Source organism: Primorskyibacter marinus, from assembly GCF_003313245.1.
In the GTDB taxonomy this organism is placed as follows: domain Bacteria; phylum Pseudomonadota; class Alphaproteobacteria; order Rhodobacterales; family Rhodobacteraceae; genus Primorskyibacter; species Primorskyibacter marinus.
On the sequence record NZ_QJSD01000003.1, the window covers coordinates 228,741 to 251,417 of the forward strand.

Annotated in this window: 20 protein-coding genes and 1 pseudogene; 9 read left to right on the forward strand and 12 right to left on the reverse strand. The window is 62.2% G+C overall.

The window, feature by feature from the left end; genetic code table 11:
• Positions 1-2: 2 nt before the first annotated feature.
• The 7 genes from DMZ65_RS07895 to trpS form a co-directional block, all read right to left on the reverse strand.
• Positions 3-992 (reverse strand): BMP family lipoprotein, encoded by a 990-nt coding sequence (locus DMZ65_RS07895; RefSeq protein WP_116598433.1) that lies wholly within the window; start codon positions 990-992, stop codon positions 3-5.
• Between the two features lie 153 nt (positions 993-1,145).
• The gene (locus DMZ65_RS07900) at positions 1,146-1,580 is read right to left on the reverse strand and encodes a GNAT family N-acetyltransferase (RefSeq protein ID WP_232824926.1); all 435 of its coding nucleotides are present in this window, start codon (positions 1,578-1,580) and stop codon (positions 1,146-1,148) included.
• On the reverse strand, positions 1,577-2,260 hold the full coding sequence (gene tsaB, locus DMZ65_RS07905) for a tRNA (adenosine(37)-N6)-threonylcarbamoyltransferase complex dimerization subunit type 1 TsaB (protein WP_116598352.1): 684 nt from the start codon (positions 2,258-2,260) through the stop codon (positions 1,577-1,579). The genes DMZ65_RS07900 and tsaB overlap by 4 nt, the downstream gene beginning before the upstream one ends.
• Positions 2,261-2,280: 20 nt before the next feature.
• Positions 2,281-2,844, reverse strand: coding sequence for a NifU family protein (locus DMZ65_RS07910; RefSeq protein ID WP_116598353.1), 564 nt, complete (start codon positions 2,842-2,844; stop codon positions 2,281-2,283).
• A gap of 186 nt (positions 2,845-3,030) precedes the next feature.
• Entirely contained in the window at positions 3,031-3,486 is a 456-nt protein-coding gene (locus DMZ65_RS07915) for a universal stress protein (RefSeq protein ID WP_116598354.1), read from the reverse strand.
• A 108-nt stretch (positions 3,487-3,594) separates the two neighbouring features.
• On the reverse strand, positions 3,595-4,461 hold the full coding sequence (locus DMZ65_RS07920; RefSeq protein ID WP_116598355.1) for a branched-chain amino acid aminotransferase: 867 nt from the start codon (positions 4,459-4,461) through the stop codon (positions 3,595-3,597).
• Positions 4,462-4,758: 297 nt separating this feature from the next.
• Positions 4,759-5,805 (reverse strand): tryptophan--tRNA ligase, encoded by a 1,047-nt coding sequence (gene trpS, locus DMZ65_RS07925; RefSeq protein ID WP_116598356.1) that lies wholly within the window; start codon positions 5,803-5,805, stop codon positions 4,759-4,761.
• Between the two features lie 76 nt (positions 5,806-5,881).
• Here trpS and DMZ65_RS07930 point away from each other — a divergent pair, with 76 nt between their 5' ends.
• Positions 5,882-6,571, forward strand: a complete 690-nt coding sequence (locus DMZ65_RS07930) for a rhomboid family intramembrane serine protease (RefSeq protein ID WP_116598357.1) — start codon at positions 5,882-5,884, stop codon at positions 6,569-6,571.
• Positions 6,572-6,593: 22 nt separating this feature from the next.
• On the opposite strand, the gene DMZ65_RS07935 is transcribed toward DMZ65_RS07930, so the two are convergent.
• From DMZ65_RS07935 to DMZ65_RS07950, 4 genes are all read right to left on the reverse strand, one after another.
• Positions 6,594-8,078: a phospholipase D family protein gene (locus tag DMZ65_RS07935; RefSeq protein WP_116598358.1), complete on the reverse strand. Its 1,485-nt coding sequence runs from the start codon at positions 8,076-8,078 to the stop codon at positions 6,594-6,596.
• Positions 8,079-8,087: 9 nt separating this feature from the next.
• A complete protein-coding gene (gene murJ, locus DMZ65_RS07940; RefSeq protein ID WP_116598359.1) occupies positions 8,088-9,632 on the reverse strand; it encodes a murein biosynthesis integral membrane protein MurJ in 1,545 nt (514 codons plus the stop codon).
• Between the two features lie 87 nt (positions 9,633-9,719).
• Positions 9,720-12,533 carry a [protein-PII] uridylyltransferase gene (locus DMZ65_RS07945; RefSeq protein ID WP_116598360.1) on the reverse strand — a complete coding sequence of 938 codons (2,814 nt, stop codon included), beginning with the start codon at positions 12,531-12,533 and terminating at the stop codon, positions 9,720-9,722.
• The gene (locus DMZ65_RS07950) at positions 12,493-13,674 is read right to left on the reverse strand and encodes a penicillin-binding protein activator (RefSeq protein WP_116598361.1); all 1,182 of its coding nucleotides are present in this window, start codon (positions 13,672-13,674) and stop codon (positions 12,493-12,495) included. The genes DMZ65_RS07945 and DMZ65_RS07950 overlap by 41 nt, the downstream gene beginning before the upstream one ends.
• 92 nt (positions 13,675-13,766) lie before the next feature.
• Between DMZ65_RS07950 and rsmI the strand changes: the two genes are divergently transcribed.
• From rsmI to DMZ65_RS07970, 4 genes and pseudogenes are all read left to right on the forward strand, one after another.
• The gene (rsmI, locus tag DMZ65_RS07955; protein ID WP_116598362.1) at positions 13,767-14,645 is read left to right on the forward strand and encodes a 16S rRNA (cytidine(1402)-2'-O)-methyltransferase; all 879 of its coding nucleotides are present in this window, start codon (positions 13,767-13,769) and stop codon (positions 14,643-14,645) included.
• Positions 14,635-14,977, forward strand: a pseudogene (locus tag DMZ65_RS07960) (YraN family protein). The gene rsmI and the pseudogene DMZ65_RS07960 overlap by 11 nt, the downstream one beginning before the upstream one ends.
• Before the next feature lie 76 nt (positions 14,978-15,053).
• Positions 15,054-15,989 carry a glutathione synthase gene (gene gshB / locus DMZ65_RS07965; protein ID WP_116598363.1) on the forward strand — a complete coding sequence of 312 codons (936 nt, stop codon included), beginning with the start codon at positions 15,054-15,056 and terminating at the stop codon, positions 15,987-15,989.
• Positions 15,986-16,900 (forward strand): alpha/beta hydrolase, encoded by a 915-nt coding sequence (locus tag DMZ65_RS07970; protein WP_116598364.1) that lies wholly within the window; start codon positions 15,986-15,988, stop codon positions 16,898-16,900. The genes gshB and DMZ65_RS07970 overlap by 4 nt, the downstream gene beginning before the upstream one ends.
• Here DMZ65_RS07970 and DMZ65_RS07975 read toward each other — a convergent pair.
• Complete coding sequence (locus tag DMZ65_RS07975) at positions 16,866-18,380, reverse strand: YifB family Mg chelatase-like AAA ATPase (protein ID WP_116598365.1); 1,515 nt, start codon at positions 18,378-18,380, stop codon at positions 16,866-16,868. The genes DMZ65_RS07970 and DMZ65_RS07975 overlap by 35 nt on opposite strands.
• 406 nt (positions 18,381-18,786) lie before the next feature.
• Here DMZ65_RS07975 and DMZ65_RS07980 point away from each other — a divergent pair, with 406 nt between their 5' ends.
• The 4 genes from DMZ65_RS07980 to DMZ65_RS07995 all read left to right on the forward strand — a co-directional run bounded on the left by DMZ65_RS07980 (position 18,787) and on the right by DMZ65_RS07995 (position 22,621).
• Positions 18,787-19,665, forward strand: coding sequence for an RNA polymerase factor sigma-32 (locus tag DMZ65_RS07980; RefSeq protein ID WP_116598435.1), 879 nt, complete (start codon positions 18,787-18,789; stop codon positions 19,663-19,665).
• A gap of 214 nt (positions 19,666-19,879) precedes the next feature.
• Entirely contained in the window at positions 19,880-21,079 is a 1,200-nt protein-coding gene (coaBC, locus tag DMZ65_RS07985; RefSeq protein ID WP_116598366.1) for a bifunctional phosphopantothenoylcysteine decarboxylase/phosphopantothenate--cysteine ligase CoaBC, read from the forward strand.
• A 19-nt stretch (positions 21,080-21,098) separates the two neighbouring features.
• A complete protein-coding gene (gene dut / locus DMZ65_RS07990) occupies positions 21,099-21,578 on the forward strand; it encodes a dUTP diphosphatase (RefSeq protein WP_438942705.1) in 480 nt (159 codons plus the stop codon).
• Positions 21,578-22,621 carry a HesA/MoeB/ThiF family protein gene (locus tag DMZ65_RS07995; RefSeq protein ID WP_116598367.1) on the forward strand — a complete coding sequence of 348 codons (1,044 nt, stop codon included), beginning with the start codon at positions 21,578-21,580 and terminating at the stop codon, positions 22,619-22,621. The genes dut and DMZ65_RS07995 overlap by 1 nt, the downstream gene beginning before the upstream one ends.
• Positions 22,622-22,677: the final 56 nt, after the last annotated feature.

Here is a 22,677-nt window from a genome sequence, read left to right on the forward strand (position 1 = left end):
GCTTACTCGACCGGGCAGGCGTTGTCCGACATGTAGTCGTGCACCATCAACTCGCCCGAGCCGATCTTGGCGGCAGCTTCGTCCACGGTAGCCTGCATATCGGCGCTGACCAGATCTGCGTTGAATTCATCCATCGCATATCCGACGCCTTCATTGCCGACGCCCATGACGTAAATGCCGGTTTCGATGTCTGCGCCTGCCTCCATCGCGTCATAAACCGCGTTGTCGACACGTTTTGTCATCGATGTCAGGATCTTGCCGGGATGCATGTAATTCTGGTTGCTGTCGACGCCAATGGACAGAATGCCTTCGTCCGCGGCTGTCTGAAGCACGCCAACGCCGGTGCCGCCCGCGGCCGCATAGATCACGTCTGCGCCCTGACTGATCTGCGATTTGGTCAGTTCCGACCCTTTGACCGGATCATTCCACGCCGCAGGGGTGGTGCCTGTCATGTTCTGGATGACGGTCGCGTCGGGCTTGACGGCTTTTACGCCCTGCACATAGCCGCAGGCGAATTTGCGGATCAAGGGGATGTCCATGCCGCCGATAAAGCCGACAGTGTCCGATTCCGAGGCCATGGCGGCCATCATGCCGACCAGATAGCTGCCTTCATGTTCGTTGAACACGACAGAGCGCACATTGGGCGCATCCACAACCATGTCGATGATCGCGAATTTGGTGTCCGGGTAGTCGGGCGCGACTTCGCCCAGCACGTTGCCAAAGGCAAAGCCGGTCATGATGATCGGATCGTTGCCGTTCTCGGCAAAGCGACGCAGGGCCTGTTCGCGCTGCGCTTCGGACTGAAGCTCGATTTCACGGAAGGTTCCGCCGGTTTCGTCTGCCCAGCGTTTCGCGCCGGTGAAGGCTGCTTCGTTGAAGGATTTGTCGAACTTACCGCCAAGGTCGAAGATCAGCGCGGGCTCTGCCGCGGCGGCACCGGCGCTGAGGGACAGCGCGGCGGCTGTGGCAAGGAATTTGTGCATAAGGGTCATGGATCGCTCCCAGGTGTTGGTCATGCGGGGGCCACGCATGGCCGCACCGTCAATTCTCGGATCGTGTCCGATCAGCCGCAATTAAGGATGGGCAGGCCGACAGGGTCAACTCATTTTTCGCTTAGATGCCGTCACGTTGGCACCGTAGGTGAGTTAACCCAAGGTAAGCGCCTTCGACAGAACCAACGCAGCGACGGCGGGACCGTCCGCTTGCGGGTAGTACCCGCCGCGTTTGCCGATCCCCTTGTATCCGCGTGCGGCGTAAAAGGCGCGGGCCGGGGCGTTTGTTTCCGCCACTTCCAGAAAGCAGGTGGCCGCACCGCGCGTGCGGGCTGTCGTCTCGAACCGGGTCATCAGTGTGCTGGCGATACCGTGGCGCTGGCGGTCGGGGTTCACGGCAAGCGCCAACAGCTCAGCCTCGTCCAGCACGACGCGACCAAGCGCAAAGCCCTGCGGATCGGAGATGCAAAGCGCATGCGCCGAGGCAATCATCTCGGCCAGGGCCAGCGCCGACCAGGGCGGCATATGTTGGTAGGCGCGGGCCTGAAGGGCGGCCATGTCGTCCGGCGACATCACCGCGATGGTCATGGCAGAATGACCGGCGGCGCATCGCGCGGCGGGGCGGCATCGGCGCTGCGGACATAAAGCGGCGCGGGCGGCGGTGGTGAGCCGGGTGCCGCCAGACGGTCCAGCGCGACGCGGGTCAGGGTTTCGGGCAATGTGATGATGGTCGCAACAGTGGCGGGCAAAGCAGCACCGGCAAACGCATTGGCGATCTGTGTGGCCTGCGCGCCGATCACCTGACAGCCTGCGGGAAGGGGCAGATCGGCAGGCGGATTGTCCGGGTCGATCTGGCGGGGTGGCTCGGTCGCGCAGCCCTTGGTGAAAAGTTGCACATAGACGGACCCGCGCGGGGCGGGCAGGCAAAACAATTGATGCTCTGCTGGTTCGGCTTCGGCCGCGAGCATTTCGAATGCCGAGACGCCGGCCGCCGGGATGCCAAGAGCCAGCGCAAGGCCGCGTGCGGCAGAGACGGAAATGCGGATGCCGGTGAAATTGCCGGGCCCGACACCGACCGCAAGCGCATCGAGGTCGGACCACCCCAGGCCCTCCGCGGTCAGCATGTCCTCCAGCAGCGGCATCAGCCGTTCGGCCTGTCCACGGGGCATGTCCTCGGTTCGGCTGAGCAGGACGTTGTCTCCATGTCTCAGCGCGGCCGCGCAATGCGCGACCGACGTGTCAAAGCCGAGGATAAGCGGGGCGTCCATGAGATGTGTGCCGTTGGCGGTCAGACCGCGACGGGGCGCACTTCGGTGACTTCGGGGATGTAATGGCGCAGCAGGTTCTCGATCCCCATCTTCAGCGTCAGCGTGGATGAGGGGCAGCCCGCGCAGGCCCCTTGCATATGCAGGTAAACCACGCCGCGATCGAAACCATGAAAGGTGATGTCGCCACCATCCTGGGCCACGGCAGGGCGCACGCGGCTGTCCAGCAACTCTTTGATCTGCCCGACGATTTCGGAATCCTCGCCACTGTGTTCGGCATGGCCGGAGGACGCCTGCACATCACCGGCCATCACCGGCTGACCGGATTGGAAATGTTCCATGATCGCACCCAGAAGGGCGGGCTTCACATGGTCCCATTCGGTGTCGTCCCCCTTTGTCACGGTGATAAAATCGGTTCCGAAGAACACGCCTGTGACGCCGTTCACCGAAAAGATCCGCTGTGCCAGAGGCGAGGCAGAGGCACCATCCGCGTTCGGGAAATCAGCTGTTCCGACCTCAAGCACGGTCTGGCCGGGCAGAAATTTCAACGTTGCGGGGTTCGGGGTGGATTCGGTCTGAATGAACATGGGACATGCACCTTTTTATGGCTTGTCTTGGATATGCGCCCGGCATCGTCCGGAGTCAAGGTTTGGAACGATTCTAAACATGTTTCTGCGTTCCTGAACGGAGTTGGACTGGGCGGGCGGTGGAGCGAGGGGCCAGCCCCTCGCGCTCCCCGGAGTATTTTTGCCAAGAAGAAGGGGGGGGGGTGATCAGGTGATCGCTTCGAGCCGTTCCTTGGACAAATCGCCCGGAACGATGGTGATGGGGATCGGCAGGGTGCCGGAGTTTCGGGTCAGTTGCGTCACCAACGGGCCAGGGCCTTTGTTGCTGCTGCCGGCCCCTAGCACCAAAATGCCGATTTCAGGATCTTCGTTGATCTGCGCCATGATCTCGGTGACGGGTTCGCCTTCGCGAATCACCAGTTCCGGGTCGACATTCTGCTTGTCGCGCATCCATTTCGCAAAAACCTCGAAATGCGCCTCGATGCGTTCGCGGGCCTCTTCACGCATGATGTCACCAACGCCGATCCAGTGATTGAATTCATCCGGCGGGATCACCGACAGCACCGCGACGCCGCCGCCGGAGTTGGAGGCGCGCATAGCGGCAAACCGCAGGGCATTCAGGCATTCGCGACTGTCATCAAGGACGACGAGGAATTTGCGCATTTGTGGACTCCTGTGGTGCCGATCATGGCGATTTCCGGAGGCATGTGCAATTCATCGATTGCGGTGTTTTCCGCGTTGGGTGGCGGTTTGTTGCGGGTTAGTGGTGGTCTATTCCTGGTTCGAGGCGGCCCAGTCCCAATACAGGGCGCGGATCCGCCGGGTGATGGGACCAACCTGATATTGACGCGCGTCGAAGGCGGTGACCGGCGTGATCTTGTTCATGTTGCCGGACAGGAAGACCTCGTCGGCGTCGTTGAAATCATCGAAGCCCAGCACGCATTCATGCACTGTCATGCCATCGGCGCGCATATTGGCAAGATGGCGCGCGCGGGTGATTCCCGCAAGGAAGGTGCCGTTGGCAACGGGAGTGAAAACCTCGCCGTCGCGGGTCATGAAAACGTTGGATGTGGCGGTTTCCGCGACATTGCCGATCGCGTCTGCGACCAGAGCGTTGTTGAAGCCCTTGGCGCGGGCTTCGGCCAGCATGCGCGCGTTGTTGGGGTAGAGGCAGCCCGCCTTGGCGTTGACCACCGCATCCTCCAGCACCGGGCGGCGGAACCGTGTGCGGGTCAGGGTGACGGACGCTGTTTCAGGGGCCATGGGGATGGCTTCAAGGCAGATCGCAAAGCCGGTCTTGTCGGGTGTGGGGACAATGGCCGTGGCGTCGCCGTCGATGCCCCAATACATCGGACGGATATAGACAGCTTGATCCGGCGTGTAGGCGGCGAGCCCGTCGGCGATGATTTCGAGCATCGCATCGATGGTCACGGTGGGTTGCAGCATCAGCGCCTTGGCCGAGCGGTTCACACGGGCACAATGGGCGCGCAGATCGGGGGTGCGGCCGTTCACCATGCGGGCACCGTCGAACACGCCCGATCCAAGCCATGCACCGTGATCGGCAGCACGCATGATCATGGTGTCGCCGTCATGCCACTGCCCGTTGAAATAGGTGCGGATATCCGTGCCGGTTGCCATTTTGAATGCCCTTTGCTGCCCTGACCAGAACGTATGGCGTGTGTCGGCAGAGGTCCAGAGCGGATGCTTTTCGATCAGGCAACGATCAAAGAGGATCCGGGGACAGGCGGCGGCGCGTGGGGGCAGACGCAGGTTGGGACACGCGCAGCCTGTCAGGACGATGTGACGTTGGTATGGCGGGCGAACAAGTGTGACGGATGGGGCGAGGCCCCGACTCGGGGGCCGGGGCGGGGTGCGTTTGCCGCAACGTTTGGCGCTGTGCGGATGACAGTGCCGCAGGAGAGGCTGCGGGGCGTGTTAGCTGCCGACCAGACCGACGATCTCGTAGGTCTGCTTGATGACAGGCGTTGCGATTTCGCGGGCGCGGGCGGCACCGCGGCCAAGAATGGCGTCAATTTCGTCGGTATGCTGCATCAGGCGTGCCATCTCGGTCGAGATCGGGGCAAGCCGCTCTACCGCGAGTTCGGATAGCTTTGGTTTGAAGGCCGAAAACTGTTGCCCGCCGAATTCGCTTAGCACGGCGTCCACCGTCGAATCCGACAGGGCCGCGTAGATGTTGACGAGGTTGCGCGCCTCTGGCCGCCCTTCCAGCCCCTTGGCGTCCGACGGGAGCGCATCGGGATCGGTCTTGGCCTTGCGGATCTTGGCAGCGATCGTGTCGGCATCGTCGGTCATGTTGATCCGGCTGGCATCGGACGGATCGGATTTCGACATTTTCTTGGACCCGTCGCGCAAAGACATGACGCGGGTTGCGGCCCCCTCGATCACCGGTTCCGGCATCGGGAAGAAGTCGGTCTGGTAGTCGTGGTTGAACTTGGCGGCGATGTCGCGGGTCAGTTCGACATGCTGTTTCTGGTCTTCGCCCACAGGCACATGCGTGGCGTGGTAGATCAGGATGTCCGCTGCCATCAGCGCGGGATAGGCATACAGCCCCAGACTGGCTTTCTCGGCATTCTTGCCGGCCTTGTCCTTGAATTGGGTCATGCGGTTCATCCAGCCCAGACGGGCCACGCAGTTGAACATCCAGGCCAGTTGGGCGTGTTCGGGCACCTGGCTTTGGTTGAACAGGATGGATTTTTCCGGATCGATGCCACTGGCGATAAAGCCTGCCGCCAATTCACGCGTCGCATTGCGCAGATCCGCAGGGTCTTGCCAGACGGTGATCGCATGCAGGTCCACCATGCAGTAGATCGATTGAACACCACGCTCTTGGGCATCGGCAAAGCGCTTTAGCGCGCCAAGGTAATTGCCAAGGTGCAATTGCCCGGAAGGCTGGATCCCCGAAAACACACGCGGCGTGAAACCCGCATCGGCGGCGGGAGGAGTTTGGACCCCCTCGGTCATGGCAATTCTCCGTCTGGATTAATTTGTCCGGCTGGCTTACCCACGGGGCCAAGTCCCGTCAAGCAAAGGTCAAACGATGGCACATCCCGACGATACCAGCCCCCTGAACCCGTTGCCGCCTGTCGTGGCGGCGCTGGCTTTGGTCATCATCGGCATCGAGGTGATCTTTTCGCTGGGCGCGCGCGGCTTGATCGGCGGGGCGGATGCGGTGGGGTGGCGGCTGGCCGCGATGCAGCGGTTTGCCTTCTCGGGCGAGGTTGTCGACTGGATGATCAGCACCGGGCAATATCCGGTGCAACATCTGATCCGCTTTGTGACCTATCCGTTTGTGCATGCCTCCTTCACACATGGATTGTTCGCGGCTGTCATGTTGTTGGCGCTTGGCAAAATGGTGGGCGAGGTGATCGGCAGCGTTCGGGCTTTGGTGATTTTCGTGGTGTCAGGGATCGGCGGCGCGCTCTGCTACGCATTGTTCCTGAATGCAGGCACACCGCTGATCGGGGCGTTTCCGCCGGTTTACGGCATGATCGGGGCCTTCACCTACCTGCTTTGGCTGCGGCTGGGCATGATGGGGGCAAGCCAGATCCGCGCCTTCAACCTGATCGGCGTGTTGCTTGGCATCCAGTTGATCTTTGGCCTGCTATTCGGCGCAAGCAACGATTGGGTGGCGGATCTGGGCGGCTTTGTCACCGGGTTCGTGCTGATCGTATTTCTGGTGCCGGGAGGCTGGGCGCGTATCCTGAGCAAGCTGCGCCAGCAGGACTGACCGACCCAGAATCTGGCCGGGCCTAGAACATGTCGTCCGGGAACAGCGGCATCAGGCGCGCGAAGCGTTTGTTGCGTTCGTAAGGATAGGGCAGCAGGAAGCCGCGCCGGTCCTCGGGCGACATCTGGGCATTTTTTTCGGCATAGCTGCGCCAGTCTGCGGCGCAGGTCGTGTCGAGCCCGTGGCCATCGCCCAACCACTTATTGGCCAGCCGCTCGCGCGTGTGGCGCACGGCTTGCGGGTCGCGGAACAGCACCGAGGCTTCGGTGTCCCAGCGCAATGAGCGACCGTTCAGATTTGCCGAACCGACCATGCCCACCGCGTCGTCAATCAGTAGCACCTTGGAATGCACATAGATCGGTCCGGCCCCGTTGATGCGCCCATCCGCGCCCTTGGGGGCTGTTTCCGTCTTGGCGGGAGACAACAACATCAGCCGGTCGCCAAACGCCTTGCGCAACTGATCCAGTGCCGAGATTTGCAGCGATTGGGCATGGCGGGCGTTCCAGCTTTTATCGCCGTCGAACAGGATGCGGTCCGGTTCCGTCGGCATGACCATGATCAATTGCAGGTCATCGCGGGCGGTCCCGGCAGATGCCAGTGCCTTGGCGATCGGGGCGTGACGGAAAAACTGCGTCTCGATATAGACGTAATCGCGCGCCTCCTCGAAAAGCTGTACCAGCGTTTCTTCGTGTTCGGTCACATTGGGCAACGGACCCAGCACTGTTGGCCCCTGACAGGGCCGCGACAGGGTGCGCACCAGCCGGATATTGTCGCTGGAGGACGGTTCCGTGGCCTCTTCGGGGGCTTCTTCGCCCAGAAGAACCGGCGCGCCGCAGGCCAGAGCCTCGTTCCAGGTGTCAGTGAAATGCGCGCGCAGGATGGTGCAGAAGGGCCCTGTGACGGCCATGCTGACATCGTGCCAAGTCTCATCAGACGGAAGGTCGTGCGATGTGTCATCCCACCGGCGTTCATTGACATCCAGCCCGCCAATCACCGCGCGGGCGCTGTCGGCCACCGCGAACTTCTGGTGGATCGTGACCGGCCGCAGATGGGGTGCGGCAGCCAGAATCGCCTGCTCCACCGGTGTCAGGTCGTCCGCAGGGCGCTCGCGCCATTCGCGCAGCTTGGCAGCGATGCCGCGCCGCATCAAAAGGTGCCACAGCTTGCCTGCCATCTGGCCATGCGGTGCACAGGTCAGATGCACATCGCCTTTCAGGCGTTTTTCCAGCAACCGCGTGGCCCGCCATGCCTGTTCATGCAGATCGTCGGTGAATATCGGGTCGAAATCCGACAGCACGATGCGCAGAGCGACCCCGTTGCTCGCTAGATGTTCGAGAATATCGCCCCAAATGTTCAGGCCCAGCTTTTTGGCCTCGGGGCTGCGGGTGCGGGTTTCGGGATCGAAGATCCGAAACGACATGACATATTCCTGCTCTGCGGACAGGGCCAACCGCTCCAGCGCCGGAAATCCTTCGGCGGCGGTGATCAGCGGTGTGATTTCTGCCATGATGTCTCCTTATCTGCGGCGCCGCAGCGCAAGTTTGAATTCCGAAAGACGGAACGCACCAAGTGCCTGTCCGGTTGCAAAATAGCTGACGATGCCCACACAAATCAGCACGATCAGGGCGATGTAGCGCAGGCCGGGCATGCCCAGAAACGGCCCGATGACCAGCATTGCTGCCCAAAGTATGACACCCATGACGACAGCGGCCAGACAAATCCGCCAGATCCGGCGGCGGAACCGTGCGTCAAACCGGGCGACATCGCCCATCCGCCGCCCGCCGCGCGCCAGCAGGAACACGATCACCCAACCCGCCACGGTTGTGGCAATGGCCGGTGCGATCCAGCCGATCACCTGCGCAAGGCCGATTGCCAGCACCGCGTTCACAGCCATTGCCCAGACCGCGTAGCGAAACGGCGAACGCGTATCTTCGCGTGCGAAGAACAGCGGTTGCAGTAGTTTTTGCAGCACGAAAGCCGGCAGGCCCAGCCCGTAGATCGCCACGGCAATCGCCATGGCGGCGGCGTCGTCTGCGCTTGTGGCACCGCGTTGAAACAGCACCGAGACCAGCGGCAGGGGGATCACCACCAGTGCGACCGAGGCGGGGATGGTCAGCGCCATGCTGATCTCACCGGCGCGCGAGAACGCCTCGCGCGCGCCGGTGTCATCTTCGGCTTTCAGGCGGCGCGACAGGTCCGGCAGCAGCACGATCCCCACCGCGATACCGACCACGCCCAGGGGCAGTTGATACAGACGGTCAGCGGCATAAAGCCAGCCCACGGCCTTTTCGAAATGGCTTGCGACCTGTTGGCCGACAAGCAGGTTGATCTGCATGACACCGCTGGCAAGCGCGGCGGGCACAGCCACCACGATCAGGCGGCGCATATCGGGGGTAAAACGGGGGCGGGCGACTCGCAAACGCACGCCCGCACGCTCTGCCGCGACCCAGACCAGCACCAGTTGCGCCACCCCGGCCAGCGGCACTGTCCAGATCAGCGCCATGACCACATCGCCGCCCGCAAACGCCGCCCAGCCCATCGCGGCGATGACGAAGATATTCAGCAAGACGGGTGCCGCAGCGGCGGCCGCAAAATGCCCGGTGGCGTTCAGCGCGCCGGAAAACAGCGCCGCCAGCGAGATGAACAGGATATAGGGAAACACCACGCGTCCGAAGCCCACGGTCAGATCGAACCGCGCGCTGCCCTCGAACCCGCCCGCCGTGGCCCAGACCAGCGCGGGCATGAAGATCATCGCCAGTGCGGTCAGTGCCAGCAGCACCAGAGCAAGGCCGTTCATCGCGTCGCGGGCAAAGCCCAGCGGATCCTCGCCCGCCTCGTATTTCTTCGAGAACATCGGCACGAAAGCCGCGTTGAAGGCACCCTCGGCGAAGAAACGGCGGAACATGTTGGGCAGGCGGAAGGCGGCGACGAAAGCATCCATCACCGGACCGGGGCCGATCAGGCCAAGGATCAGCACCTCGCGCACCACGCCCAGAATGCGGCTCATCAAGGTCCAGAAGCCAACGGTCAGGACACCGGACATCAGGCGGATGGGTTTCATGTTTGCGGTGCCTTTTTGCGTCCGATCAGCTTGGCAATGGCTTATATCATCGGCAAGAGCGGCGGAAGAGGGCGCGGCGGGACCGGTTCAGGACCGCGCCCGCGCCGATCCGGCAGCAATGGCCTCGCGCAGCTTTTTCTCCAGGGATTTCTGCTTGGACGTCGATCGAAATTTCAGCCCGAACATATCCTTGACGTAAAAACTGTCCACCACCTGTTCGCCATAGGTCGCGATCACCGCCGAGGCGATATAGATATTCTGGTTCGCCAGCGTGCGCGTCAGGTCATACAGAAGGCCCGGACGGTCGCGGGTGTCCACCTCGATGATGGTGTAGATTTCCGAGCCATCATTGTCGAAAGTGATCGAGGTCGGCACCTGGAAAGCACGTTCGCGCTTTTTCATCTTGTCACGGTCTTTGATCGCGTCCTGCGGCACCACTTCGCCCAGCAACGTTTGGTGAATGGACTTGAGCAGGCGGGGCAGGCGCGATTCTTCGAACGGGTGGCCATCGGCATCCTGTATCCAGAAAACCGCCGTGGCATAGCCATCCTTTGACGTGTAGGTGCGTGCGTCCACGACATTGGCACCAACCAGCGCCAGAGCACCGGCAAGGCGGCTGAAAATGCCGGGATGATCGACCAGCGCGAAACAGACGCGGGTGGCATCGCGGTCAATATCGGGATGCAGGTCGATGCGGATCTCGTCGTCGTCGATATCTTTCAGAAGCTTCGCAAAAATCACATGGGCGGTGATGTGCAAACCTTGCCAATAGGGCGGATAATGCCGTGTGGTTTCGATGCGCAAATCCTTGCTGTTCCAATCATGGAGCGCGTCGCGCAGCGCCTTCTTGGCCTCGACCCCGCGATTTTCGCGGTTGAGGATTTCCAGCCCGTCCTCCAACGCCCGGCGGGTTTGCCGGTAAAGCGCGCGCAGCAGGGCGGCTTTCCAGTTGTTCCAGGTGTTCGGACCGACCCCGCGAATGTCGCAGACGGTCAGCACGCAAAGCAGATCCAGCCGTTCGCGCGTCTGCACGGCCTTGGCAAAATCGCGCACGGTGCGCGGATCGGCGATGTCGCGTTTCTGCGCCATGTCCGACATCAGCAGATGATAGCGCACCAGCCATTCAACCGTGGCGCATTCGGCCTTTTTCAACCCCAGCCGAGGCGCGATCTTGCGGGCGATCTTGGCACCCAGAACGGCGTGATCCTCATCCCGGCCCTTGCCGATGTCATGCAGCAGCAGCGCCACATACAGCACTTTGCGGTTGATACCCTCATCCAGAATCGAGGACGCGACGGGCAGTTCCTCGATCAGGTTCTTATGCTCGATCTCGGACAGGTTCCAGATGCACTGGATCGTGTGTTCGTCCACCGTGTAATGGTGGTACATGTTGAACTGCATCATCGCGACGATCGTTTCGAATTCCGGGATGAACGCTCCAAGAAAACCCAGCTCGTTCATCCGGCGCAAGGCACGGTCGGGATTTCCGTGCTTCAGCAACAGATCAAGAAAGATGCGGCGCGCTTCCTTGTTGTTGCGCATCTCGTCGTCGACCAGATGCAGGTTGGCCGCGACAAGCCGCATCGCATCCGGATGGATCAAAAGACCGGTGCGCAGCGCCTCTTCGAACAGCCGCAGCATGTTCAGCTTGTCCGACAGAAACGCCGCGTCATCGACCAGCGCCAGCCGGTTGTTCACGACGGTATAGGCTTTCTTGACGCGCGGGGGGCGGTTGAAGATCCGCATCAGCAGCGGTGCGCTTTTGGTGTGGTCCGCCTCCAGCGAGGTCAGGAAGATCCGCGTCATGTCGCCAACAGTGGTGGCGTGGCGAAAATAGGTTTGCATGAACCATTCCACGGCGCGCCGCCCGCCCTTGTCGGTATAGCCCATTGCCTCGGCTACCTCGACCTGCATGTCGAAGGTCAGTTGCTCCATCGGGCGACCTGCAATCAGATGCAGGTGACAGCGAACCCCCCACAGGAAGCGTTCGGCGACGATGAAGCTATGGTATTCCTCGGAGCGGAATACGCCCTTGCCGATCAGTTCTTCAGTGGTGTCGACCCGGTGGACGTATTTGGCGATCCAATACAGCGACTGGATGTCCCGAAGCCCGCCCTTGCCCTCTTTGACATTGGGTTCGACCATGTAACGCTGGCCGCCCTGCTTTTCGTGGCGCGCGTCGCGTTCGGCAAGTTTGGCTTCGACGAACTCGCGGGCGGTGCCTTTGAACAGATCGTCCCAAAGACGCGCGTCCAGCTCGTCCGCGAGGGCCGCGTTGCCGCACAGAAAACGGTGTTCCAGCATGGCGGTGCGGATGGTGAAATCTTCGGTTCCCAGACGCAGGCAATCCTCGACCGTGCGGCTGGAATGCCCAACCTTCATGCGCAGGTCCCACAGGATATACAGCATCGCCTCAATGACGCTTTCGGCCCAGGGGGTGATCTTGTAAGGCGTCAGAAACAGCAGATCGACATCGGAATGCGGTGCCATTTCGCCGCGACCGTAGCCGCCAACCGCCATGACGGCGATCCGTTCGCCCTTCGTCGGGTTGGGGTTGGGGTAAAGCCGTTCTGTCGCGACCGTCCAGATTTCACGGATCAGGCAATCGGTCAGCCATGTATAGGAACGGGTCGTGGGGCGTCCCTTGAACGGATCGGCCCGAAACGCCTCGGCGATCACGGCACGACCGCGCTTTTGGGTTTCGGCCAGAACCTTGACCAGGGCGGGGCGCGCCGGTTGGCCAGCCTCGACCCCGTCCAGAGCTGCGCTCAGCTCGGCGCGCAGCACTGCCGGGTCGCAGATTTCGGATGCCGGACAAATCAGGTTTTCCGGCATCCCGTTGCTTGTAAGGGGTTTCTGTTCAGAAACCGGCACCGCCGAAGCTTCTTGGGGCAGGGTCAAGGATCACCAATTGATTGTTGCGCACCGTTGCGACGGCAAGCCCACGTTCGTTGGTCCCATCCGCCTTCAGCCGAAATACACCTGACGTGCCCTGGAAGCCAGCCGATTGCGTCAGCGCGCCTCGGGTCAGGGCATTGTTCTTGCCACGCGATGCAAGCGCGCCGATGGCCGCGATACCATCATAGGCCAGCCCGCCCAACTGGTGCGGCGCAGACCCGAATGCGCTGGCATAACGGCCTTCGAACGCCGACACGGTCTGTTGGTTGGGCAAGGCGAACCAGCCGCCCTGGGCCCCGCGCAGTTGCAGCGTTTGCGCAGGCACATCCCAGCGAGAAAGCCCCAGATACTGGGTGCTGGCTGTCGCGACGCCGGCCTCGGGCAGCAATTGCAGCAAGAGCGGCAGAGCGCCTGCAGGCGTCGAGGTCAGGAAGACCGAATCGGCCCCCGTCGCGTTCACGGTGCCCGCGATGCGCGGCGCGGCGGCGGCCACGGCCTGTTGCGAGAAGGCAAAGCTTTCGACAGCCGCGACGTTGACCCCGTTGCGGGATGCGGCCTGTTGGATGGCATTGCGGCCAAAGGCACCTTCGGTATTGTCAGGATGCACGATAACGACACTGCGTTTGCCTTGTCGCGCTGCAAACCCCATCAACCGGTTCGCATTGTCGTCGAAGGTCGGGCCCAGAATGAACAGATTGCCCCCGGCGATCGAGCTGTTGTTGGAGAATGCCAGCACGTTGATGCCTTCATCTGCCACTGCATTGCTTGCGGCCACGGCATTATCGGCAAAAAGTGGTCCCAGGATGATCTTTGCACCCTCGTCGGCGGCGCGTTGCGCAAGTGCTGCGCTTTGAGCCTGATCGCCTGCCGTATCATAAACCCGCAGATCGACCCGAACGCCGTTCAGGTCCGCGATGGCAAGCCGCGCCGCATTTTCTAGGCTGCGCCCCACCGCGCCCGCGCTGGAATGGCTTTTGGGGACCAGCAGCGCGACGGGGATCGGAGCCTTGGGATCGATTTTCTGACCGCCACCGCCCGACATGGAAACGCCACCTTCGGGAAGGCAGCCGGCAAGTGCGATGACCGATGCCAATGCGGCAATTTTTGCCAGCGCCTTGCGGATAGGGGTGAAAACGGCAAACATGAAATAGCGACTCCCTCGATGATGCGGGTTCCCGATCCGGACCCGCGTTTGTACATAACAGATCATAAACGTCCCGAAGAGAGGGTCCAGCGATGAATCCCGGTGAGCAGAAATTGGCGGGTGGCCTTTACTTCGTCGCCACGCCGATCGGCAATGCGCGCGACATCACCCTGCGCGCGCTTGACGTGCTGGCGACAGCCGATGTGCTGGCCGCAGAAGACACCCGCAGCCTGCGCAAATTGATGGAGATTCACGGCGTCAGCGTGGGGGAGCGGCCTTTGCTGGCCTATCACGACCACAATGGCGGCAAGATGCGGCCACGAATCATGGCGGAAATAGCGGCAGGAAAATCCGTGGCCTACGCGTCCGAGGCCGGGACGCCGCTGATTTCAGATCCGGGTTTCGACCTGTTACGCGCGGCGGCCGAGGACGGCTTGCCGGTGCATTCCCTGCCGGGTGCCTCGGCGGTTCTGACGGCGCTGACGATGGCCGGGCTGCCGACAGACAAGTTTCTGTTTGCGGGCTTTCTGCCAAATGCAAAGGGCCAGCGGAAATCCGCACTCAAGGCTCTGGCCAGCGTTCAGGCGACGCTGGTATTCTACGAATCGCCCAAGCGGACCGCGGCGATGCTGGCCGATGCGGCAGAGGTGCTGGGCGCTGACCGTCCCGCCGCGATGTGTCGCGAATTGACCAAGCGGTTTGAGGAGTGCAGGCGCGGCACGCTTGCGGAACTGGCCGAAAACATCGCCTCCGGTCCGATCAAGGGCGAGGTCGTGATCGTCATCGGGCGGGGTGAGGTCAAGGCCGTTAGCGAATCGGTAATGATCGGGATGTTAGAAGACGCATTGAAGCGGATGTCGGTACGCGATGCTGCGGATATCGTCGCCGAGGGCACGGGCGCACCCCGGCGGAAAGTCTACCAGATGGCGCTGAAGCTGGGGCAGGGTGATGGACCGGAGGATGACGGGTGAGGTGTCAAACCTTGCCGGAAAAGCCGCAGAAAAATCGGTCGCGCGCGACTATGAAAGGCGCGGCTACAGCATTGCCCGGACCCGCTGGCGGCGAGATTGACCTGATCCTTGAGCGCGGCAAACTTGTTGTCTTCGTCGAGGTCAAGAAAAGCCGCGATTTTTCGCACGCGGCCTTGCGGATCAGCGCAGCGCAACAGCAACGTATCTTTGGGGCCGCCGAAGAATACCTTGCGTCCTGTCCGAACGGTACGATGACCGACTGTCGGGTGGATGTCGCTTTGGTCGATGCTGCCGGGCGCATCAAGGTGATCGAGAACGCCTTTGCCGCCTGACATCAGCGGCGCGCCCATTGCCTAACCCCGCGCCTTGCGGCATGTAGTTCCCAAATCCGCAAGCGAAGGGGCAAGCATGAAGATCGCGTTTCAGATGGATCCCATCGAGCAGGTCAATATCGAGGCTGACAGTACGTTCCGGCTTGCCGAAGAGGCACAGGCGCGCGGACACGAGCTGTTTTACTACCTGCCCGACCAGTTGGCCTATCAGGAGGGGCGCATCACCGCCCGCGGTCAATCGCTGCAAGTTCAGCGCAAACAGGGTGCCCATGCCACGCTGGGCGAGATGCAGGAAGTCGATCTTGCGGATTTCGATGTCGTCTGGCTGCGGCAAGACCCGCCGTTCGACATGCATTACATCACGCTGACGCATCTGTTGGACCGAATTCACCCCGGCACGCTGGTGGTCAATGATCCATTCTGGGTGCGCAACTATCCTGAAAAACTGTTGGTGCTTGATTTCCCGGATCTGACGCCGCCCACGACGATTGCCCGCGACCTTGCCACGATCAAGGCGTTCAAGGCCAAGCACGGTGATGTCATCCTCAAGCCGCTTTATGGCAATGGGGGCGCGGGCGTGTTCCGGCTGGATGCCAATGATCGCAACCTGTCCTCCTTGCACGAGCTGTTCACCGGGTTCAGCCGCGAGCCGTTGATTGTGCAGAAATTCCTGCCCGACGTGTCCAAGGGCGACAAGCGCGTGATCCTTGTTGACGGCGAACCGGTTGGCGCGATCAACCGGGTGCCCGCCAAAGGCGAAACCCGTTCCAACATGCATGTCGGGGGGCGGCCCGAAAAGGTGTCCCTGACCGAGCGTGATCTTGAAATCTGCGCGCGGATCGGTCCGAACCTTCGTGAAAAGGGGCAGGTTTTTGTCGGGATCGACGTGATCGGCGACTGGCTGACCGAGATCAACGTAACCTCGCCCACTGGCATTCAGGAGCTTGAGAGGTTCGATGGCGTCAACATCGCCGCCAAGATCTGGGAGGCCATCGAGGCGCGCCGCGCATGAGCTTGCGCAGTGCCCTGCTCAATCACTGGCTGCGCCTGACTGAAAAACGGCATCTTGCCCGTGCTACAACACCACAGGCCCTGCGCGTCAGCTTTGAGCGGAAGGCGCGCTTCTTTTTCCATGCGCCGAAGGGCAGCGCGTTCCAGCGCGGCTCAATTGCCGAGGTGCCAGTGCTTTGGGTTTCGGCCCCGGAGGCGGATGATGATCTGCTGATCCTCTATTTTCACGGTGGCGGCTATGTCTTCGGTTCGCCGCGCACCCATCGCGCGATGCTGGCCTGGATCTCTTCAATGTGCAGCGCCTGGGCCTGTCTGCCTGACTACCGGCTGGCACCGGAGCACGCGTTCCCCGCCCCGGTCGAGGATGCGGTCGCCATCTATACGGACCTGCTTGACGGCGGCACGCTGCCGGACCGCATCATCCTAGGCGGTGACAGTGCCGGTGGCGGGCTGGCGCTGGCGCTTCTGGCCGAGATTTGCCGTCAGGATCTGCCGCGACCAGCGGGATGCTTTGCCTTTTCACCGCTGACCGATCTGCGCTACGCAGGCGCGTCTATTCACGAAAATGCCGATAGCGATGTCGTTCTGCCCGCCGAGCGCGTGGACGAAATGGCTGACATGTATCTGCAAGGCGCTGACCCGGACGATCCGCGCGCCTCGCCCCTGCATGGGGATTTCACGGGGGCTTGTCCGGTCTGGCTGGCCGCGAGCGACACAGAGATACTGCTGGATGATACGCGACGCATGGCCGAGGTCTTGCGCGCCCAAGGCGTCGAAGTGGAGGTTGAGATCAAGCCCAACATGCCGCATGTCTGGCCCCTGTTTCGCGGGTTGATCCCCGAAGCGGACGCCACGTTGCGGCGGCTGGCGAAGTGGATCACGCGTCTCGCGCGGCCGTCAAACGGTAGCTGATCGCTTCGGCGACATGCGGACGACGCACTTGGGCGGACCGGTCGAGATCGGCGATGGTGCGGGCGACGCGCATCACCCTGTGATAGCCGCGCGCGGTCAATCCCATGCGGTCGGCGGCACGCCCCAGCAATTCTTTGCCTTCCGCATCCGGACGAGCGATTTCTTCCAGAACCGCGCCCGCAGCATCGGCATTGGTGCGCATGCCGTCATGGCCGTCGAACCGCGACGACTGCACGTCGCGGGCCATAGAAACCCGCGTCGCAACCTCGGCAGAGCTGTCGCCGGAGGGTGGCAGATCCAGATCGGTGAAGCCAACGGGCGGTACTTCGATCCGCAGGTCGAACCTGTCCATCAGCGGGCCGGAAATGCGGCCCATGTAATCCTCGCCGCAGGTTGGTGCGCGCGAACAGGATCGGTCCGGTTCGCTGAGATAGCCGCAGCGGCAAGGATTGGCCGCTGCAATCAACATGAACCGGCAGGGATAGCGGAAATGCGCGTTGGCGCGCGAAATCATCACCTCGCCCGACTCGATGGGCTGACGGAGCGTTTCCAGCACGTTGCGCGGAAATTCCGGGAACTCGTCCATGAACAACACGCCGTTATGCGCCAGGCTGATCTCTCCGGGTTTGGCGCTGCGACCGCCGCCAACAATTGCCGCCATAGAGGCCGTGTGATGGGGTTCGCGAAATGGCCGGTGCCGCGAAATGCCGCCTTCATCGAGCAATCCCGCCAGCGAATGGATCATCGACGTCTCCAACGCCTCGGACGCGCTGAGCGGCGGCAGAATGCCGGGCAGGCGGCTGGCCAGCATCGACTTGCCAGAGCCGGGCGAGCCGACGAACATCAGGTGGTGACGCCCTGCGGCGGCGATTTCCAGCGCCCGTTTCGCACGCTCCTGCCCACGCACGTCCCGTAGGTCACGGCCCGAAGGGGCGGGCTGGACCTCTCCGGGTTCGGATGGCGGCAAGGGCGACTGGCCGGTGAAGTGGCGCACCACATCCGCAAGCGAATTTGCGCCAATGACCTGACAACTGCCAACCCACGCGGCCTCTGCCCCCGAGGCGCGGGGGCACAGCAGCGCGCGGTCATCCTCTGCGGCGGCCATTGCGGCGGGCAGGGCACCCAGCACTGGCACCAGCGTACCGTCAAGCGACAATTCCCCCAGCGAAACGATCCCGGCCACGGCATCATGCGGAATGATCTCCAACGCGGCCAACAGTCCCAAAGCGATCGGCAGATCGAAATGCGACCCTTCCTTTGGCAGATCGGCGGGCGACAGGTTGATGGTGATCCGCTTTGACGGCAAGGCAATCGCCATTGACGCAAGCGCCGTGCGCACCCGGTCGCGCGCCTCTGACACCGCCTTGTCAGGCAGGCCGACGATAGAAAAGGCAGGCAGGCCCGGCGTCACGGCGCATTGCACCTCGACGGTGCGCGCCTCCACGCCTTCAAAGGCGACTGTATAGGCGTGAGAGACCATTCCGTCCTGTTCCGGCAAGATTTGGTTAACGCTATGCCGGGGCGGGTTTCAGAATGGTTAACGGTAGCCAGCCATGTCAGGAAACGATGCGCTTTCGGCTGGTGCCCGGCGTTGGACATCTGTTTTGGGGCTGTCGGGCGCGGCGTTCTGATCGATACTCGTGCGGCTACGTCGCGCTGCTGATGGGGCCACCAAACGGTGTGCGGTTTCATCATCGGTCCTGGTGAAACGAACTGGCACAGTTTGTTTTTCCTCGACGAGGGAACCTTACGCAACTTTCTTGCGTTTATCTTTCTGAGATGGTGCCTCGCGCACCCAGTCTATGAACAGTGATCTGTTTTCGATGTGAAGCCGTATCAATATTATTATTCGGTTGATCCAGAAACCCATCACTGGGGAGCGCAAGATGGCACTAGACGCATTCAACGACCGCACCTTGACCCGCCGCGCGATGAAGGCAGAGCTGCTGGACGCAGAGACAGAGCTGGCTTTGGCTTATGCTTGGCGCGACAACAGGGACGAGCGCGCTTTGCACCGTTTGATCACCGCCTATATGCGCTTGGCGATTTCGATGGCGGCGAAGTTCAAGCGTTATGGTGCCCCGATGAATGATCTGATTCAGGAGGCCGGGTTGGGGCTGATGAAAGCCGCAGACAAGTTTGACCCGGATCGTGGTGTGCGGTTTTCGACCTACGCGGTCTGGTGGATCAAGGCGAGCATTCAGGACTATGTGATGCGCAACTGGTCGATGGTGCGCACCGGGTCCACATCCAGTCAGAAATCGCTGTTTTTCAACATGCGCCGGGTGCAGGCGCGGCTGGAGCGCGAAGCGGCCGCCGAGGGGCGCAAATTGCCGCGCCATGAACTGCGCCAGATGATCTCGACCGAAGTAGGCGTGCCGCTGCATGATGTGGAGATGATGGAAGGCCGCCTGTCGGGGTCGGATTTTTCGCTGAACGCAACGCAGTCTGTCGATGAGGATGGCCGCGAATGGATTGACGCGCTGGAGGATGACGGCGCACAGGCGGCCGAGATCGTCGAGAATTCGTTAGATAATGCGCAGCTGCGTGAATGGCTGATGCATGCGCTGGACAATCTCAACGAACGCGAACGTTTTATTGTGCGCGAGCGCAAGATGCGCGACAGCCCGCGAACGCTGGAAAGCCTTGGGACAGAGATGGGCCTGTCGAAGGAGCGTGTTCGCCAGCTTGAAGCCGCGGCATTTCTGAAAATGCGCAAGAACCTCGAATCGCAGTCTGAAGAAGTGTTCGAATTTCTTGGATGACGTGTCGCTTGCCTTCTTCGGCTTGGCTTGTTTCGCGCCTTGCAGGTTCGAAAAGCTATGATCAGGCATCTTTGATGAGGCGCAGGGTGGCGTGGTTCGACCGAGCGCGGAAGCGCCTGCGTGGCGTGCAGCAAACAGCAGAGCATTGACAGCACCGATTGAGTTTCCCTGCGCGGCTGCGTAACACTGTTGCGCAATCAGGCGAGGGGACGACATGCTGGCGGGAAAACGCATTCTGCTTATCATCGGGGGCGGCATCGCGGCCTTCAAAATGCCCGCGCTGATCCGGCTATTGCGGCAACAGGGGGCGTGGGTCACGCCTGTGATGACCGCTGCGTCCAGCCAATTCGTGACACCGCTGACAGTCTCGGCACTGGCCGGAGAGAAGGTTTACGGCGATCTGTTCGATCTTACCGACGAGGCAGAGATGGGCCATATCCAACTGTCGCGTGTGGCGGATCTGGTGCTTGTGGCACCGGCAACGGCGGATCTGATGGCGAAGATGGCGCAGGGATTGGCGGGGGATCTGGCCTCGACCCTGCTGCTGGCAACCGATACGCCGGTGATGATCGCGCCCGCGATGAATGTGCGGATGTGGCTGCACCCTGCGACGCAGCGCAATCTGGCATTGTTGAAAGGCGACGGTGTGCAGGTGGTCGGCCCGGATGAGGGCGACATGGCCTGCGGTGAATTTGGCCCTGGTCGCATGGCCGAACCGGAAGAGATTGCCGCCGCTTGCGCCGGGGCCTTGACGGACGGCCCTTTGAAAGGGCGTCGGGTGCTGGTCACCTCGGGGCCGACGCATGAGCCGATCGATCCGGTCCGTTACATTGCCAACCGGTCATCCGGTGCGCAGGGCACGGCGATTGCCCGTGCGCTTGTCGCTTTGGGGGCAGAGGTGATCTTTGTGACCGGCCCCGCAGAGGTGCCGCCGCCCGAAGGCGTGACGCTGGTGCAGGTCGAAACCGCGCGTCAGATGCGCGATGCGGTTCAGGCGGCTCTGCCGGTTGATGCAGGGGTCTTTGCCGCCGCCGTGGCCGATTGGCGCATGGCGACGCAGAGCGCCTCGAAGATCAAAAAGGGCGCGTCCGGGTTGCCGGTGCTGGAATTTGCCGAGAACCCCGACATTCTGGCCGAGGTGTCCCAGATGACCGAGGGGCGTCCGGATCTGGTTGTAGGCTTCGCGGCCGAGACGGATGACGTGGTGCCCCATGCCACCGCCAAGCGGACCCGCAAGGGGTGTGACTGGATTCTGGCCAATGATGTCAGTCCGGACACCGGAATCATGGGCGGCAGTGAAAACGCAGTTGTGTTGATCTCGGACTCCGGGGCGGAGCCGTGGCCCCGCATGGGCAAGGCCGAGGTGGCACAGAGTCTGGCGGCGCGTATCGCCGAGGCTTTGGGTGCAGGATGATAGTGCAGGAGTTGAGTATTTGAGCCAAGAAGAAGCGCAGGGCGTGGTAACTTTGCGGATCAGTTGGGACGCGGGCGCGGACCGGGCGCTTGGGTTGCCGCGCTATGAGACCGCAGGTGCGGCCGGAGCGGATTTGCGGGCCAACCTGCCGGATCGCGGCAGCGTGCAGTTGCTGCCGGGCGCGCGGGTTCTGGTTGCCACCGGGCTTCGGGTGGCGGTGCCGGACGGCTATGAGGTGCAAATCCGGCCCCGGTCCGGCCTGGCGCTGAAACACGGGATCACGTTGCCCAACAGCCCCGGCACTATCGACAGTGACTATCGCGGGCCGCTCGGTGTGATCGTGATGAATGCGGGCACGGAGCCTTTTGTGATCGAGCACGGGATGCGGATCGCGCAAATGGTGGTGGCACCGGTGGTGCGGGCTGTTTTTGAAGAGGTCGTGACACTGGACGATACGTCGCGCGGCGCGGGCGGTTTCGGCTCTACCGGAGTCGCTTGATGCTGCCGGTACTGCTGATCGCGGGCGTACTTTGGGGGATTGGTGCCGCGATGGGCGCGCCGTACCGCTTGCGCTGGGGAATGATCGCGCTGCTATATCTCGCCGTGGTGCTGGCGCATTTCGTGCTGCCCGCAGGCAACCCGGTGCGGATGGCCACCGGAGAAGACGCCTCGGGTTGGCTGATCCTTGCTGGATTCATCGGGATCGTGATGGCGTATCGCTGGGGGCTGGGCTTGTTGAGGGCGCGGGCGCGCAAGGAGGTGCCAACCAGTGTGACCGAACGAGCCGGGGCCTTTACCGAGACCGAACTGGAACGCTATGCAAGGCACATCGTCCTGCGGGAGCTTGGCGGGCCGGGGCAGCGCAAGTTGAAAGACGCCCGTGTACTGGTGGTGGGTGCAGGGGGGTTAGGCGCACCTGTGATGCAATATCTGGCGGCGGCGGGCGTGGGCAGCATTGGCGTCATTGACGATGACGTCGTTGAGAATGCCAATCTGCAACGTCAAGTTATTCACCGCGACAAGGATATTGGCCGGGCCAAGGTGTTTTCGGCGCAAGAGGCAATGCAGACGCAGAACCCTGCCGTGCAGGTTCGTTCTTATCACCGCCGGTTGGACGGCGACATTGCCGCGGTGCTGATTGCGGATCACGATGTGATTCTGGATGGCACGGACAATACCGAAACGCGCTATCTGGTGAACTGTGCCTGTGTCGCGGCGGGCAAGCCGTTAGTATCCGGCGCGCTGAGCCAGTGGGAAGGACAGCTTAGCGTCTTCCATCCGGCCTCTGGCGCGCCTTGTTATCAGTGCATCTTTCCACAGGCCGCAGCGCCGGGGCTGGCACCGTCCTGCGCCGAGGCGGGCGTTCTGGGGCCCTTGCCGGGTGTGGTGGGGGCGATGATGGCGGTCGAGACGGTGAAGCTGATCACCGGGGCGGGCAAGGCGTTGACCGGCGAGATGCTGATCTATGACGCGCTGTGGGGAGAGACCCGCAAGATCGCGCTGAAGCGCTGCGCTGATTGTCCGGTTTGCGGGCAGGGGTAATTGGCCAATCAGGTCTGGAAGACAAGTGCCGCAGCACATAGCTTGACGCTCAAAGG

Excerpts from the sequence above, each read along its gene's own strand:
- DMZ65_RS07895 (WP_116598433.1), bottom strand. The coding sequence starts at position 992 with ATGACCCTTATGCACAAATTCCTTGCCACAGCCGCCGCGCTGTCCCTC.
- DMZ65_RS07900 (WP_232824926.1), bottom strand. The coding sequence starts at position 1,580 with ATGACCATCGCGGTGATGTCGCCGGACGACATGGCCGCCCTTCAGGCC.
- tsaB (WP_116598352.1), bottom strand. The coding sequence starts at position 2,260 with ATGGACGCCCCGCTTATCCTCGGCTTTGACACGTCGGTCGCGCATTGC.
- DMZ65_RS07910 (WP_116598353.1), bottom strand. The coding sequence starts at position 2,844 with ATGTTCATTCAGACCGAATCCACCCCGAACCCCGCAACGTTGAAATTT.
- DMZ65_RS07915 (WP_116598354.1), bottom strand. The coding sequence starts at position 3,486 with ATGCGCAAATTCCTCGTCGTCCTTGATGACAGTCGCGAATGCCTGAAT.
- DMZ65_RS07920 (WP_116598355.1), bottom strand. The coding sequence starts at position 4,461 with ATGGCAACCGGCACGGATATCCGCACCTATTTCAACGGGCAGTGGCAT.
- trpS (WP_116598356.1), bottom strand. The coding sequence starts at position 5,805 with ATGACCGAGGGGGTCCAAACTCCTCCCGCCGCCGATGCGGGTTTCACG.
- DMZ65_RS07930 (WP_116598357.1), top strand. The coding sequence starts at position 5,882 with ATGGCACATCCCGACGATACCAGCCCCCTGAACCCGTTGCCGCCTGTC.
- DMZ65_RS07935 (WP_116598358.1), bottom strand. The coding sequence starts at position 8,078 with ATGGCAGAAATCACACCGCTGATCACCGCCGCCGAAGGATTTCCGGCG.
- murJ (WP_116598359.1), bottom strand. The coding sequence starts at position 9,632 with ATGAAACCCATCCGCCTGATGTCCGGTGTCCTGACCGTTGGCTTCTGG.
- DMZ65_RS07950 (WP_116598361.1), bottom strand. The coding sequence starts at position 13,674 with ATGTTTGCCGTTTTCACCCCTATCCGCAAGGCGCTGGCAAAAATTGCC.
- rsmI (WP_116598362.1), top strand. The coding sequence starts at position 13,767 with ATGAATCCCGGTGAGCAGAAATTGGCGGGTGGCCTTTACTTCGTCGCC.
- gshB (WP_116598363.1), top strand. The coding sequence starts at position 15,054 with ATGAAGATCGCGTTTCAGATGGATCCCATCGAGCAGGTCAATATCGAG.
- DMZ65_RS07970 (WP_116598364.1), top strand. The coding sequence starts at position 15,986 with ATGAGCTTGCGCAGTGCCCTGCTCAATCACTGGCTGCGCCTGACTGAA.
- DMZ65_RS07975 (WP_116598365.1), bottom strand. The coding sequence starts at position 18,380 with ATGGTCTCTCACGCCTATACAGTCGCCTTTGAAGGCGTGGAGGCGCGC.
- DMZ65_RS07980 (WP_116598435.1), top strand. The coding sequence starts at position 18,787 with ATGGCACTAGACGCATTCAACGACCGCACCTTGACCCGCCGCGCGATG.
- coaBC (WP_116598366.1), top strand. The coding sequence starts at position 19,880 with ATGCTGGCGGGAAAACGCATTCTGCTTATCATCGGGGGCGGCATCGCG.
- DMZ65_RS07995 (WP_116598367.1), top strand. The coding sequence starts at position 21,578 with ATGCTGCCGGTACTGCTGATCGCGGGCGTACTTTGGGGGATTGGTGCC.